The following is a 14,525-nucleotide window of genomic DNA, read 5'->3' on the forward strand; positions in this document are numbered from 1 at the left end:
CGACGACCATGACTCCGCGTTTTTCGCCGGCCGAGGCCGATTCCCGCTGGCAGGCCGCATGGGACTCGGCGCAGACTTTCGTCGCCGACGACCATTCGACGAAGCCGAAGCGCTACGTCCTCGAGATGTTCCCCTATCCGTCGGGGCGCATCCATATGGGGCATGTCCGCAACTACACGATGGGCGACGTGCTGGCGCGGTTCCTGCGGATGACCGGCCATGAAGTGCTGCACCCGATGGGGTGGGACGCGTTCGGCATGCCCGCGGAAAATGCGGCGATGGAGAAGAAGGTCCATCCGGGCACATGGACCTATGCCAACATCGCGGCGATGAAGGCGCAACTCAAGCGCCTCGGCCTCGCGTTCGACTGGTCGCGCGAGTTCGCGACCTGCGATCCCGACTATTACGGCCACGAACAGGCGCTGTTCCTTGAACTGCTCAAGGGCGGTCTGGTCTATCGCAAGGAATCGGCGGTCAACTGGGACCCGGTCGACATGACCGTGCTGGCCAACGAACAGGTGATCGACGGGCGCGGCTGGCGATCGGGTGCGCTGGTCGAGAAGCGCAAGCTCAGCCAGTGGTTCCTCAAGATCACCGACTTCGCCGACGACCTGCTGGCAGGACTCGGCAGCCTCGACCAGTGGCCCGACAAGGTCCGGCTGATGCAGGAAAACTGGATCGGCAAGTCGGAAGGGCTGCAATTCGCGTTCCAGCCGGTCGCTCCGTTCGACCAACGGATCGAGGTCTATTCGACGCGGCCCGACACGATCTTCGGCGCGAGCTTCGTCGCGATCGCCGCCGATCATCCAATCGCGCGGACGCTCGGCGAAGGTAACGCCGACGCTGCGGCGTTCATCGAGCTGTGCAAGCAGGGCGGGACCACTGCCGCCGAGCTGGAAACGGCCGAGAAGCTGGGCTTCGACACCGGCCATCGGATGCGGCACCCGTTCGACGCGGGCGTCGAATTGCCGGTGTATATCGCCAACTTCGTGCTGATGGATTACGGCACCGGCGCCGTGATGGGCGTGCCGGCGCATGACCAGCGCGACCTCGATTTTGCGCGGAAATACGCGCTGGAGGTCCGCCGGGTCGTTGCCGATGGCGACCTGACCGATGCGTTGTTCGAGGGGGCCGAGGCCTATACCGGTCCCGGCCGGCTGGTGAACTCCGACTTCCTCGACGATATGGACGTCGCCGCCGCCAAGCGCGCGGTGATCGAGCGCGCCGAAGCCGGCGGCTGGGGCAAGGGCACGACGGTGTGGCGCCTGCGCGACTGGGGTGTCTCGCGCCAGCGTTACTGGGGCACGCCGATCCCGATCGTGCATTGCGACGATTGCGGCGTGGTGCCGGTGCCGACCGAGCAACTGCCGGTGAAGCTGCCCGACGACGTGTCGTTCGACATCCCCGGCAACCCGCTCGACCGCCATCCGACGTGGAAAGCTGTCGACTGTCCGGCGTGCGGCAAACCGGCGCGGCGCGAAACCGACACGCTCGATACTTTCGTCGATTCGTCGTGGTATTTCATCCGCTTCGCCAGCCAGCCCTCGACCAAGCCGTTCGACCGGGCGGTCGCCGAAAGCTGGCTGCCGGTCGGGCAGTATATCGGCGGGGTCGAACATGCGATCCTCCACCTGCTGTACGCACGCTTCTGGACCCGCGCGCTCAACCATGTCGGGCTGATCGACCTGAAGGAGCCGTTCGCCGGCCTCTTCACGCAGGGCATGGTCACGCACGAGACGTACAAGGCAGCGGACGGCCGCTGGCTGGCACCGTCCGAAGTGACCGACGGCATCGAAACCGCGACGGGGGATGCGATCACCGTCGGCCGCGTCGAGAAGATGTCGAAGTCGAAGAAGAACACGGTCGATCCCGAACCGATTCTCGATCGCTACGGCGCCGATGCCGCGCGCTGGTTCATGCTGTCCGACAGCCCGCCCGAACGCGATTTGCCGTGGAGCGAGGCCGGCATCGAGGGCGCTGAACGTTTCGTGAAGCGGGTGTGGAAGCTGGTCGCGGCGCATGTACCCGGCGGCAGTAGCCCGGACGCGTTGACCCGCACCGTCCACCGCACCATCGCCGGTGTCGCCGACGACATCACCGCGCTGCAGTTCAACAAGGCGGTGGCCAAGCTCTACACGCTGCTGGGCGAGGCGGAAAAGGCGAAGTCCCTGTCGGATGCCGATATCGATGCGCTGCTGCTGCTGGTCAGCCCGATGATCCCGCATGTGGCGGAGGAAGCATGGTCGCAGCTCGGCCGCCCCGGCCTGATCGCCGACGCCGCATGGCCGCTGGTCGATGCCGCGATGCTGGTCGACGCCGAATCGACGATCGCGGTGCAGGTCAACGGCAAGCTGCGTGACACCATCGTGCTGCCCAAGGGCATCGCCAAGGAAGACGCCGAAGCGGCGGCGCTGGCGAGCGAGAAGATCGTCCGTGCGCTGGAGGGCAAGGCGCCACGCAAGATCATCGTCGTGCCCGACCGCCTCGTGAACATCGTCGCATGATCCGCGCCGCCGTCCTTGCCTGTGCCCTTCTGCTCGGCGGCTGCGGGCTGCGACCGCTCTATGGCGGTGGCGAGGGCGGGGTGGTGCGCCAGACGCTGTCGGGGGTCGAGGTGGCGCCGATCGCCGGGCAGAATGGCTGGCTGGTGACGAACGCGTTGCGCGACCGGCTGCGTGCCGAGGGGCCGGCGCGTTACCGCCTCGAAATCCGGCTCGACGACGACATCACCGGGCTGGGCGTGCGGCGCGACGATTCGATCACGCGCGAGCGGCGGACGCTGCGCGCGCGCTATCAGTTGATCGACCTGTCGAACGGTGCGGTGACGCTGGACGCGACCGCCGGATCGGACGCGGGGATCGACGTGGTCACGTCCGAATATGCGACGATCGCGGCGGAGCGCACCGCACTCGAACGGCTGTCGGTGATCGTCGCCGACCAGATCGTGACCCGCATCGCGGTGACGCTGCCCCGGTCCGGCCAGAAGCCGGGGTCGTGAAGCTCCGGCCCGAGCAGGTCGCGGCCAAGCTCGACCGGCCCGGTCCCGATATTCGCCTCTATCTGTTCCACGGCCCCGATACGGCGGGCGCGATGGCGCTGGCCGCGCGACTGGCGAAGGGGGTGGGCGAGGGGGCCGAACGCGTCGACATGGACGGGGCGATGCTGAAGAGCCGCCCCGGCCTGCTCGCCGACGAAGCGGCATCGATGTCGCTGTTCGGCGAGGCGCGCTGCATCCGCGTTACGGCCATGGGCGAGGAGTCGGTCGAGGCGGTGACACTGCTGCTCGCTGCGACAAGCGCCGGCAATCCGGTCGCGGCGATCGCGCCGACCGTCAAGGGCACGTCGAAGCTGGTGAAGCTGGTCACCGCATCGCTCAACGCGGTCGCCGTCGCCTGCTACGTGCCCGATGCGGCGCAGGCGGCGAAGCTGGCGGTGACGATGGCCCGCGACCATGGCCTGCGGCTGCTGGGCGACGTGCCAGATCGGCTGGCGGCGGTGACGGCGGGCGACCGCGCGGTGCTGGCCAGCGAGATCGAGAAGCTGGCGCTGTACCTCGACGCTTCCCCCGATCGGCCGCGCGATGCCGATGGCGAGGCGTTCGAGGCGATCGGCGCGTCGATCGCCGATGCCGAGCTGGGCGGGATCGTCGGCGCGATGATCGCGGGCGACGCGGCGGCGGCGGCCTTGCCCGAAATGCCCGGCGGCGCGATCCCGCTGCTGCGCGCGGTTGCCCGGCGGCTGTTGGCGCTGGCCGAGATGCGCGGTGAGATCGACGAGGGGGAGAGCGTCGACCGAGTGATGGAGCGGCACCGCGTGTTCTTCAAGGAACAGGCGACGACGGCGCAGGCGCTGCGCCGGTGGGATGCGCCGCGGCTGGCGCGTGCGCTGGAGCGGATCCGCGATGCCGAACGCGCCGCGCTGTCGGGCAGCGGCCTGGGCGAAGTGATGACCGCTGCCGAGGCGATCGCCATCGCCCGTGCTGCCGCGCGCGGGCGATAAAAGCATTTGCGCGGGGCTTCGGGCGCTGCTAGGGGCACGCTCCTGCCAGCCAAGGGGGCGACCCCAAGGTGTTCACGTGCGGTCGTGGCGGAACTGGTAGACGCGCAACGTTGAGGTCGTTGTGGCCGAAAGGCCGTGGAAGTTCGAGTCTTCTCGACCGCACCATTTCCCGTTCCGTGATCGGAACGGGGCTATCCCCAAAGCATCATTTCGGCACGGTCGGCGGATCGCCCGCGACCACTACCAGCGGCTGTACGTCGCGCAGCAGTTGCAACCCCATCCCGTTCTGCGCCGCGAGCCCAGCTTCGCGCAACGCGATCTCCAGCGTGCAGCGCGCCGCCGGGTCCTTGTCGTCGCGCAGCACCTGCCGGATTTTCGCTACCGGCCACCCCGTGCGCTTCGCGATTTCTTCGACGATCGCGCCGGGCACGTCGAAACGGTGATCGCGGTTCACCGGCGCAACACTTTGCGTATGCAGCATCACCTCGCGCAGCAGCTCGCGTTGCCGATCGCGCAGATATTGCGGCAGCAGGTCGGGAGCCATTGCGACGTTGGCGGTAGTGCAGGCGGCGGGATTGCCCGCGCGCACCGCGCGCATCGCGTCGAGGTCGAACCGGGTCAGATGAAGCAGCAGGCTCTTGGGCGGCGTGTTCATGCCCGCCTGCAAACGCTTGGCGGTCAGCTTGCCGATCACCGCGTTGCCCGCCATCGCCTCCTCGGTGCGATTGGCGGGAGCCTCGGCATTGGCAACCGCGGCAACGATATCGAGGGCGAGACCGGGATTGACCTTCTGTACCTCCGCCAGTTCCTTGCCGGTCAGCGTCTGTGCGACATAATCAGCGTCGAGCTTGTCGGGTTTGGTCGGCGACGACCAGTTGGCACCGATCCGCACCGCCGCGACGATCAGGAACAGCACGATCCAGAAGCGGACCGGCATGCGCGGTCTGTCGCCGGCAGGCCGGCTCCACTTCGCGACCCGTTCCGGATTCATCCAGCCTTCGACATCGGGATAGCGCTGGCGGACCGTCGCCAGCAGGTCGCGGACGCTGGTCGGCGACGTCGACCAGTGGCGGCGGCCGGCATCGGCGCGGGTCAGTTCGATCCACGCCTTGTGCTGGCGGTGCCCGGGGTCGGCGAGCAGGGCGGCGAGGCGGGTGGCGCCGATCCGCTCGACGATCGCCTGCGCCTCGGGCAGCAGGGCATAGTCGTCGCGCCGCGCGATCCATCCGAACGCCTTCGCCGCGGGTTCGAGCAACGGGTCGGAACGCGGAACGCTCGCCGCCAGTATTTCCGCGAACCAGCGTTCGGCATCGGTCGCGAAATCGACCTGTTCGAGCCGGGGATCGCCCAGCAGCGCGCGGCCGTGATGCTCGATCGCCGCCAGTTCGTCGGCGGTGGGCGGTGCATCGTCGTCGACGAACAGCAGGGCACGCAGCGCCCGGTAATGCGCGTCGATCGCGTCGATCCGCGCGGCGGCCTCGATCGCCCCGGCGCTCGGCGGGGAGGGCGGCGGTGGTGGCGGAGCGACGTCGTCCTGTGGCTCGGGATCGAACGCCGGCCCGGTGACCGGATCGGGATCGGCGGCATGGGCTAGCGCCTGGTCGCGCGCGGCGCGCAGCCGTGCGAAGCCCGCGGGATCGGCATCCACGTCCATCGCCTTCAGCCGCGTGGCATAGGCGCGGCGGATCGCGGCGCGGTCGGTGGTGGGGTCGAGGTCGAGCGTGGCCCAGACGCCGCGCCTCACAGGAACCGCTCGCCTTCGATCTGGTCCAGCACCGTGCCGAACGCCGTGCGCGCCTCGCCGATGATCCGTTCGTCCTGCGTCGCCAGCGCGCCTTCGAACTGGCCGATCATCTGGCCGATCGCGGCGCGGGTGTCGCCGAGGAACGATTCATATGCCCGCCGCGCCCGTGCCAGCAGCGCGACGTTGGCGGCGTCGTCACGCGGATGGACCTTCAGCGCGGCCAGCGCGGCGCGGCGCTTTTCCAGCTCGGCGGCGTCGGGCGCATCCTCGTCATCGACGATCACCAGGTTGCGGGTGACCCCGGTCTGCGGAACGCTGACGTCGATTTCGAGCAGCCCCGAACTGTCGTAGCTGAAGCGGCATTCGATCGAGACCGATCCGGCGGGGCCGGGGGGCACGGGCACGGTGATCTCGCCCAGCCTGACGTTGCCCGCCACCTCGCGCGCTTCACCCTGATACACGCCGAACTGTACCTTGCGCTGCTGGTCGGTGAGCGTGGAAAAGGACGAGACCCGGCTGATCGGAACCGCCGAATTGCGTTCGATGATCGGCGAGAACAGTCCGGTGCGGAACCCGCCGCGTCCGTCCGGCTCGGTGGTGTCGACGCCCAGCGTGAAGGGGCACACGTCGGTCAGGCGGATCTCGTCGAGCCCGGCGTCGCGCGCCAGCAGCCCGGCCTGCACCGCCGCGCCCATCGCGACGGCATGATCGGGATGGACGGTGGTCGCGGGAAAGCGGCCGAACATGCGGGTGACGGCGCGGCGGACGATCGGCATCCGCGTCGCACCGCCCACCAGCACCACCTCCGACAGCGTCGCCGCGGCGATGCCGCTGTCGCGCAGCGAGCGCAGCACGGGTTCGCGGATACGCTGGATCAGCGCGGCGGCATGCTCCTCGAACGCGGTCGCCGTGACCGGTGCGGTCAGCGTCACGTCGCCGGTCGTCACGCGCAGATCGGCGCTGTCGTCCTCGCTCAGCGCCCGGCGACAGCGTTCGGCCGCCTGTGCCAGCAACGCGGCGGCCCGGTCGGCCGGCATCTTGCCGAGCACGCCGTCGGGATCGAGCGTGGCCCGCGTCAGATCGATCAGGCAGTCGTTGAAATCGTCGCCACCCAGCCGGTTGTCGCCCGCCGACGCGCGCACTTCGATCACGCCGTCGAACATCTCGACGATCGACACGTCGAAGGTGCCGCCGCCGAGATCGAACACGAGGAACGGTTCGCGGTCGGCGCGGTCGGCGATGCCGAATGCCAGTGCGGCGGCGGTCGGTTCGTTGATGAGCCGCCGGATGGGCAGGCCGGCGAGGTCGCCCGCACGCCGCGTCGCCTTGCGCTGGCGATCGTTGAAATAGGCGGGGACGGTCACGACGGCGCCGGTCACCGCCGCGCCGGTGAACGCTTCCGCATCGCGCTTCAGGCTGGCGAGGACCAGCGCCGACAGCGCCTCCGCGTCATAGTCCTGCTTCGCCAGTCGCGCGGTCTCGCGCGTGCCGATCCGCCGTTTGAAGCTGGTGACGGTGCGATCGGGGTGCGTCGCCATCCGGTCGCGCGCCGCGCGGCCCACCAGCACAGCATCGTCGTCGCCGAGGCTGATCGCGGAAGGGGTGAGGAACTCGCCCAGCGCATTGGGCACCATGACCGGCCCGTCGTCGCGCCAGATCGCACAGGCACTGTTGGTCGTTCCCAAATCGATACCGACGATCATATCGCTTCCCAGCCGTCCTTGCGGACTTTTGTGTAGCGCCTGTCCGACGTCAGGCAATCTCCCATCGGGCGCCGGACCGGGGTGCCGTTGCAATTCGCCATGGACCGGTTGATTGTCCGACATAATCGAGATCGTGCTGGAGAGAAGATGTCCGTTTCCCTGTCGCGCCGTCTGTTCGTGGCCGGTGCCGCCGTTGCGGTTGTGCCTGCTGCGGCGCTTGGGCGCGGGATGTTCAACCCGCTGGTGCGCAATCGTGCCGATGCGCAGGTGTTTCGCCACCGCGACGGCTGGTATTACCTCACCGGATCGGTGCCCGAATATGACCGGCTGGTGCTGCGCCGCGCGCGGACGATCGCGGGGCTGGCGACCGCGCCCGAACGCATATTGTGGCGCCACGATGCGCAAGGGCCGCGATCGGGGTTCCTGTGGGCACCCGAACTGCACCGGATCGACGGCCGCTGGATCCTGTATTTCGCCGCCGGTCCCAAGGGGCCGGGCGACGGCTTTCGCATCCGGACCTGGGCGCTGGTGTGCGACGGGGCCGATCCGATGGCGGGCAGCTGGTCGGTGCTGGGACAGTTGCAGACGCCGTGGGACAGCTTCAACCTCGATTCGACCAGCTTCGTCCATCGCGGCACCCGCTATCTGGCATGGGCGCAGAAGGAGCCGGGGATCGCCACCAATTCCAACCTGTACCTCGCGCCGCTCGCCACGCCGCTGACGCTGGCGGCGCCGCCCGCGCGGCTGACCGTGCCGACGCTGCCATGGGAGGTACGCGGGTACAAGGTCGCGGAGGCCCCGGCGCTGCTGGCGCGCAACGGGCGGCTGTTCCTGACCTATTCGGCAAGCGCCACCGATGCGCGCTATTGCATGGGGATGCTGACCGCGCGCGACGATGCCGACATCATGGACCCGGCGGCATGGTCGAAATCGCCGGTGCCGGTGTTGCAGACCGATCCGGCGCGCAGGATCTTCGGCCCCGGCCACAACAGCTTCACCGTCGACGAGCGCGGGCGCGACATGCTGGTGTTCCACGCCCGCGATTACGAGAAGATCGTCGGCGACCCGTTGTTCGATCCGAACCGCCACACCCGGGTACAGCCGATCCGCTACGACCGGGACGGCGTGCCGGTGTTCGACCCGCCGGCCGGCAACGGGCCGTTGTGACGACGACGGGCCGTCCCGGCGGACGTCCGATCCATCTGCCGGAAGCCTGAAGCATCGTGCCGGACCGGTTCCGGGACGGCGAGGAGGCGCGCCGGGCGATCGGCCTTCACGCCATTGCCCGGCCACGCAAATCCCTGTGATTTTAACCATATGGTATTCAACCCGGCGCTAAACCCCGGCCATCGAGGGAATGGGTCCGGGGAATGCGGGAAATGCGTAACTGGGGGTATCTGCTGGCGGCGACCGCCTGTGTGACGGTGGCGGCGCCGGTGGGGGCGCAAGGGCTGCGCGGAGTCGTACCGGCCGCAGGCGAGAAGGCCGATACCAAGCCGGCTGCCGAGTCGTCGGCCAACACCTCCGACATCGTCGTCACCGCGACCCGGCGGTCGCAGCGGCTGTCGAACGTGCCGATCGCGGTCAGCGCGTACAGCACCGCCGCGCTCCAGAATTCGGGTGCGACCGACATCCGCCAGATGACGCAGCTCGCGCCGTCGCTGATCGTGTCGTCGACCGGATCGGAAGCGAACGCGACCGCCCGGATGCGCGGCATCGGCACGGTCGGCGACAATCCCGGCCTCGAAAGCTCGGTCGCGGTGTTCATCGACGGCGTCTATCGCAGCCGCACCGGTTCGGGCCTGAACGACCTGGGCGAAGTCGAACGGATCGAGGTGCTGCGCGGGCCGCAGGGCACGCTGTCGGGCCGCAATTCGTCGGCCGGCGCGATCAGCATCTACACCAAATATCCCTCGTTCAAGTTCGGCGGCTATGGCGAGGCGACCTATGGCAATTTCAACGCGGTGCGCCTTGCAGGTGCGGTGACCGGGCCGATCGTCGCCGACAAGCTCGCGTTCCGCATCGACGGCGTCTATGGCAAGCGCGACGGCTTTTACCGCGATGTCGTCAACGATACCGACTATAACGACCGCAACCGCTATTTCGTGCGCGGGCAGCTGTTCTTCCGCCCGACCGACGATTTCTCGATCCGGCTGATCGGCGACTATACCCGCCGCGACGAAAAATGCTGCGGCGCCGTCTATATCAACACGCAGGAAAAGGTCGATCCGACGCCGGGCGTACCGGGCGATTACGTCCCCGCCGGGCAGAACCGCATCGTGTCGATCCTGCGCAGCCTGGGCGGCGTGATGCCCAGCGACGGCGATCCGTACAACCGCCGCGTCGCCAACACCCGCGGGCGCGCGTACAGCAACGTCACCACCGACTACGGCGCGTCGGCGCGTATCGGCTGGACCATCGCCGACATGCAGCTGATTTCGATCAGCGCGTATCGCGAATACAAGGCGGGGGGCGCCGCCGATGTCGATTACGGCAGTCTCGACATCGCCTACCGCCCCGACGACGGCAACGCGTATCGCCAGTTCCGCACCTTCACCCAGGAAACGCGGCTGAGCGGCGGACTGTTCGACAACCGGCTCGACTGGATGGTCGGCGGCTATTACGCGCACGAGAAGCTGGAGGTCGTCGACAATCTGCGCTTCGGTGCGGATTACGGCGCGTTCGCGGCGTGCCGCGTCGTCGCGACGATCAACCCGCTGGAGGCGCTGCGCGGCCCGCGTGCCACCGGCTGCCTCAGCGCGGTCGGCCGCGCCGCGCTGACCCCGGCGGTGGGCGCGCAGATCATCGCCGGCATCGACCGGCTGAGCACGCTGAACGACCTGGGCTCGATCCGCGACGTGTATGACCAGACCAGCAGCAACTATGCGTTCTTCACCCACAACATCTTCAAGCTGACCAGGACGCTCAGCCTGACCGGAGGCCTGCGCTACACCAACGAGCGCAAGCGGCTCGACGCCAGCTTCGTCAACAACAACACCGTCTGTCCGGCACAGCAGGCCGCGCTGCGTCCGCTGCTCGGCAGCGCCAACGCGACGCTGCGCACGCTGGCCGGCGGCATCCTCACGCTGACCTGCACCGGCAATTCGTCGTCGGCGCTGACCGGCGTGCCGGTCGAGGATTCGCTGCGCGAGGGGCAGGTGACCGGCACGACCGTGCTGTCGTGGAAGCCGGTGGCCAGCACGCTGCTCTATGCGTCCTATGCGCGCGGCTACAAGGCGGGCGGCTACAATCTCGACCGGTCCGACCTGTCGGCGACGGTGTTCGCCACCCCGACCGCGGCGGCGGCGCCCAACCTGCGCTTCGACCCGGAAACGGTGCAGGCGTTCGAGATCGGGGTGAAGTACAGCTCGCCCAAATTCACCGCGAATCTGGCGGCGTTCCGCTCGGCGTTCCGTAATTTCCAGCTGAACACGTTCAACGGCACGAACTTCATCGTACAGAACATCAGCGCGTGCGCCGACTCGCTGGGCGGCGCGGATGGCGACAACGATTCGTCGACCGGGCGCTGCACCGGCAAGGTCGGGGCGGGCGTCATCACCCAGGGGATCGAGCTGGAGGCGGGCGCCTATCCGGCGGCGAACGTCGCGTTCAACCTCGGCTATACCTATGCCCACACCCAGTATCGCGACAATCTGGTCGGCAGCGAATCGGGCGAGCCGCTGAACGCCGCGCTGTTCCTGCTGCCGGGCAACCAGATGTCGAACGCGCCGCGCCACACCATCACCAATTCGGCGGTGTGGACCCCGCCGGTCGGGGGCAAGCTGACCGCGCTGTTCTATGTCGATAGCCGCCTGTCGAGCGACTACAATACCGGCTCCGACCTGTTCGCCGAAAAGCGGCTCGACGGCTTCTTCCTGATGAACGCCCGCATCGGCCTGCGTGGGGCGGAACAGCGCTGGGCGATCGAGTTCTGGGGCCAGAACATCCTCGACACCGATTACCAGCAGGTCGCCTTCTCCGCCCCGTTCCAGGGTTCCGGCAGCGTGTCGCAGGTGACGCGCTTCGGCGCGCCCGCCTTCGGCGTCGGCAATGCGATCACCTCGTCCTACCTCGCGGAACCGCGGACCTACGGCATCACGCTGCGGTCGCGGTTCTGATTTACCGCAACGGATCGGCAACCCGATGAAGATACCTCGCAAGCTCGGCCTGTCGTTCCTGACGATCTGTGCCTCCGCCGCGGTCGTGATGCTGGTGTTCTTCGCCAGCATCATGCTGATCGCGCGGTCGACCGAACGGAACAACCACAGCAGCGACGTCTATGCCATGGCGCTGACGCTGGAGACCGCGATCCTGCGCCAGAACAGCCAGTTCCGCGGGTTCCTCGTCACCGGCGACGTGTCCTACCTCAAATCCTATGAGGAGGCGCGCAAGGAGTTCGACGACACCGCCGTCGAACTGGCGTCGCTGGTGACCGTCGCCTCCGAACAGCAGCAGCTGGCCGAGGCGCGGCGCGAGACGCTGGCGTGGCGGCGCAACTGGGGCGACCGGCTGATCGCGCGGGTCAAGGCGGGCGAACGCGATGCCGCGCAGGAGGAAGTGCGCGGCGCCGGGGCGGCGGTGCTGGTCAGCAAGATCGCGCTGCCGCTGCGCGCGCTGCGCGCGACCGAGACCGAGGCGATGGAGGCCAATGCCGCGGCACAGGCGGGCGCGATCCGCGCCGCGCTGATCGCGCTGGCGATCGGCAGCGTCGCGCTGATCGGCATCGCGATCACGCTGGCGGTGATGCTCAGCCGCCAGATCGCCCGGCCGATTACCGCGCTGACGCAGGCGATGGCCGACCTTGCCGATGGCCGCCACGACATTTCGGTCGAGGCCGCCGGGCGCAACGACGAACTGGGCGACATGGCGCGCGCGGTGCTGGTCTTCCGCGACACGGCGGCGGCGAAGGTCACCGACGATCGCGACCGCGAAACCGCGATGACCGCGATCGGCAGCGGGTTGCGCAGCCTGTCGCAGGCCGACCTGACCGCGCGCGTCGCCGACGTGCCCGCCGCGTTCCGCGCGCTGTCGGACGATTTCAACCTCGCGACGTCCAGCCTGAACCGCGTGCTGGGCGACGTGCGCAGCAGCGTGCATGCCATCAAGCACAATTCGGGCGAAATCAGCCAGGCGGCGATGGACCTTGCCGAGCGGACCGAGCGCGAGGCGGCGGCGCTGCAGCAATCGTCCTCGGCGCTCGACGACGTCACCCGCTCGATCCGCGACGGGGCCGGGGCGGCGATCGGCGCGAGCAGCGCGATGGCCGATACCCGCAACGAAGCCGAACGCGGCGACACCGTCGTGCGACAGGCGATCGCGGCGATGCACGGCATCGAGCAGGCGAGCAACGAGATCGCCGAGATCATCAGCCTGATCGACGGTATCGCGTTCCAGACCAACCTCCTCGCGCTCAATGCCGGGATCGAGGCGGCGCGGGCCGGCGAGGCGGGCAAGGGCTTCGCGGTCGTCGCGTCCGAGGTCCGCGCACTGGCGCAGCGATCGGCCGATGCCGCCACCGAGGTCAAGAACAAGGTCAAGGCCGCGTCGACCCATGTCCAGTCCGGGGTCGAACTGGTCGGGCAGACCGGCGAGGCGCTGGGCCGGATCATCGAACGGGTGGCGAGCGTCGGCACGTCGATCGATTCGATCGCCCGGTCGTCGGACCATCAGGCGACCAGCCTGGGCCAGATCAACGTCGCCATCGCCGAGATGGACGCGATGACGCAGCAGAATGCGGCGATGGTCGAGCAGACGTCGGCTGCCGCGCGCCAGCTGGTTGCGGAGGCCGAGGCGCTGGCCCAGTCGGTGGCGACCTTCGCGATCGATGCCGCCGCCGCCGAAGCCGCCGCGCCGCCCGCGACCGACAACGTGACGTCGCTGCACCGGCAGCGTGCCGCGCGCCAGCCGCGCCGCTGGGTGACGCCGCCCGAACCCGCGCCGCTGAAGGTCGCGAACGACGAATGGGATGCGTTCTGATCCATGTCCGGGCCGCTGGTGGACCATGCACGGGTCGTGCGCGACCTGGGATCGACGTTCGTCGCGGCGATCCTGGAAGCGGGCGAGCGCCAGCTGCACCGCGCACCGCGCACCGCGCGGCTGATCGCGTGCTGGCCGGGCGACGCCGCGGCCGATGCGCTGGCGATGCGCTTCAACGGCGCGCTGCACGCGCTTGCCCGGCGCGGCGACCGGCCGGCGCTGACCCGGCTCTACGCCGCGCAGGACGGTGACTTCGAAACGGTGATCGGCGAGACGATCGCCGAGGCCGACGGCTTCATCGCCGACTGGATGCGCGAACCGCCGCAGACCAACGAGGTCGGCCGTTCGGCGGCGATCATGGCCGCGCTGATGACGCTGCGCACCCGGATCGATCTGCCGGTCGAACTGATCGAGCTGGGCGCCAGTGCCGGGCTGAACCTGAACCTCGCCGAATATGCCTTCGACCTGGGCGGGGTGCGCGTCGGCCGTGCCGGCTCTCCGGTGCACATCGCTCCCGAATGGCGCGGCGGCCCGCCGCCGCTGCGACCTGTCGAGGTCGTCGCGACGCAGGGCGTCGACCTGCGCCCGCTGGCCGCGGCGGACAGCGACGCGCGCGAGCGGCTGATGGCCTATGTCTGGGCCGACCAGCCCGACCGCGCCGAACGACTGGCGCATGCGCTCGCCATCGCCTGCGATCGTCCACCGATGATCGCCTGCGACGATATCGCGCGCTGGCTGCCCGGCGTGCTGGCACGGCCGCCGGCCCCCGGCATCTGCCGCGTCGTCGTCCACGCCATGGTCCTGCAATATTGCAGCCCCGCCACCCATGCGACGGTCGCCGCGGCGCTGGCGGCGGCCCGCTATCCGCTGGCCCGCATCGGTTTCGAATGGACCGAAGCGCGCGACGCGGTGCACCTGACGCTCACCACCTATCCCGACGGCACGCGCCGCCACCTGGCGACCTGCCATGCCTATGGCCACTGGATCGACTGGCACGGCGACGCGGGATAGGGGCGGTTGTTCGCTGGATGCCCCGTGAGGATTCGAACCTCAATTAACGGAGTCAGAGTCCGTAGTCTTACCTTTAGACGACAGGGCAGCGT

General features: G+C 68.9%; 8 protein-coding genes, 2 tRNA genes and 1 pseudogene. 8 read left to right on the plus strand and 3 right to left on the minus strand.

Annotation, left to right across the window (positions count from 1 at the left end; genetic code table 11):
• The first annotated feature begins 8 nt into the window (after nt 1–8).
• From leuS to QLH51_RS01720, 4 genes are all read left to right on the plus strand, one after another.
• Nucleotides 9–2,504, plus strand: coding sequence for a leucine--tRNA ligase (gene leuS / locus QLH51_RS01705; protein WP_125654054.1), 2,496 nt, complete (start codon nt 9–11; stop codon nt 2,502–2,504).
• Entirely contained in the window at nt 2,501–2,998 is a 498-nt protein-coding gene (gene lptE / locus QLH51_RS01710; protein ID WP_125654055.1) for an LPS assembly lipoprotein LptE, read from the plus strand. Before leuS ends, lptE begins: the two co-directional genes overlap by 4 nt.
• Complete coding sequence (gene holA, locus QLH51_RS01715) at nt 2,995–3,999, plus strand: DNA polymerase III subunit delta (protein ID WP_125654057.1); 1,005 nt, start codon at nt 2,995–2,997, stop codon at nt 3,997–3,999. The genes lptE and holA overlap by 4 nt, the downstream gene beginning before the upstream one ends.
• 78 nt (nt 4,000–4,077) lie before the next feature.
• Nucleotides 4,078–4,164: transfer RNA gene (locus QLH51_RS01720), tRNA-Leu, on the plus strand.
• Between the two features lie 40 nt (nt 4,165–4,204).
• Here QLH51_RS01720 and QLH51_RS01725 read toward each other — a convergent pair.
• Together QLH51_RS01725 and QLH51_RS01730 are read right to left on the minus strand one after the other, a co-directional pair.
• Nucleotides 4,205–5,743, minus strand: coding sequence for a hypothetical protein (locus QLH51_RS01725; RefSeq protein WP_125654059.1), 1,539 nt, complete (start codon nt 5,741–5,743; stop codon nt 4,205–4,207).
• Nucleotides 5,740–7,446 carry an Hsp70 family protein gene (locus QLH51_RS01730; protein WP_125654061.1) on the minus strand — a complete coding sequence of 569 codons (1,707 nt, stop codon included), beginning with the start codon at nt 7,444–7,446 and terminating at the stop codon, nt 5,740–5,742. Before QLH51_RS01730 ends, QLH51_RS01725 begins: the two co-directional genes overlap by 4 nt.
• Before the next feature lie 147 nt (nt 7,447–7,593).
• On the opposite strand from QLH51_RS01730, the pseudogene QLH51_RS01735 reads away from it, so the two are divergent.
• The 4 genes and pseudogenes from QLH51_RS01735 to QLH51_RS01750 all read left to right on the plus strand — a co-directional run.
• A pseudogene (locus QLH51_RS01735) lies at nt 7,594–8,610 on the plus strand (glycoside hydrolase family 43 protein); the annotation flags it as partial.
• A 215-nt stretch (nt 8,611–8,825) separates the two neighbouring features.
• Entirely contained in the window at nt 8,826–11,564 is a 2,739-nt protein-coding gene (locus QLH51_RS01740; RefSeq protein ID WP_125654065.1) for a TonB-dependent receptor, read from the plus strand.
• Nucleotides 11,565–11,589: 25 nt separating this feature from the next.
• Complete coding sequence (locus QLH51_RS01745; RefSeq protein WP_125654067.1) at nt 11,590–13,422, plus strand: methyl-accepting chemotaxis protein; 1,833 nt, start codon at nt 11,590–11,592, stop codon at nt 13,420–13,422.
• Between the two features lie 3 nt (nt 13,423–13,425).
• On the plus strand, nt 13,426–14,433 hold the full coding sequence (locus QLH51_RS01750) for a DUF2332 domain-containing protein (protein WP_125654069.1): 1,008 nt from the start codon (nt 13,426–13,428) through the stop codon (nt 14,431–14,433).
• 14 nt (nt 14,434–14,447) lie between these two features.
• On the opposite strand, the gene QLH51_RS01755 is transcribed toward QLH51_RS01750, so the two are convergent.
• Nucleotides 14,448–14,521, minus strand: a tRNA-Gln gene (locus tag QLH51_RS01755).
• Between the last annotated feature and the right edge of the window lie 4 nt (nt 14,522–14,525).

Origin of the sequence: Sphingomonas sp. 2R-10, from assembly GCF_030062225.1 — a bacterium.
Classification (GTDB): Bacteria; Pseudomonadota; Alphaproteobacteria; order Sphingomonadales; family Sphingomonadaceae; genus Sphingomonas.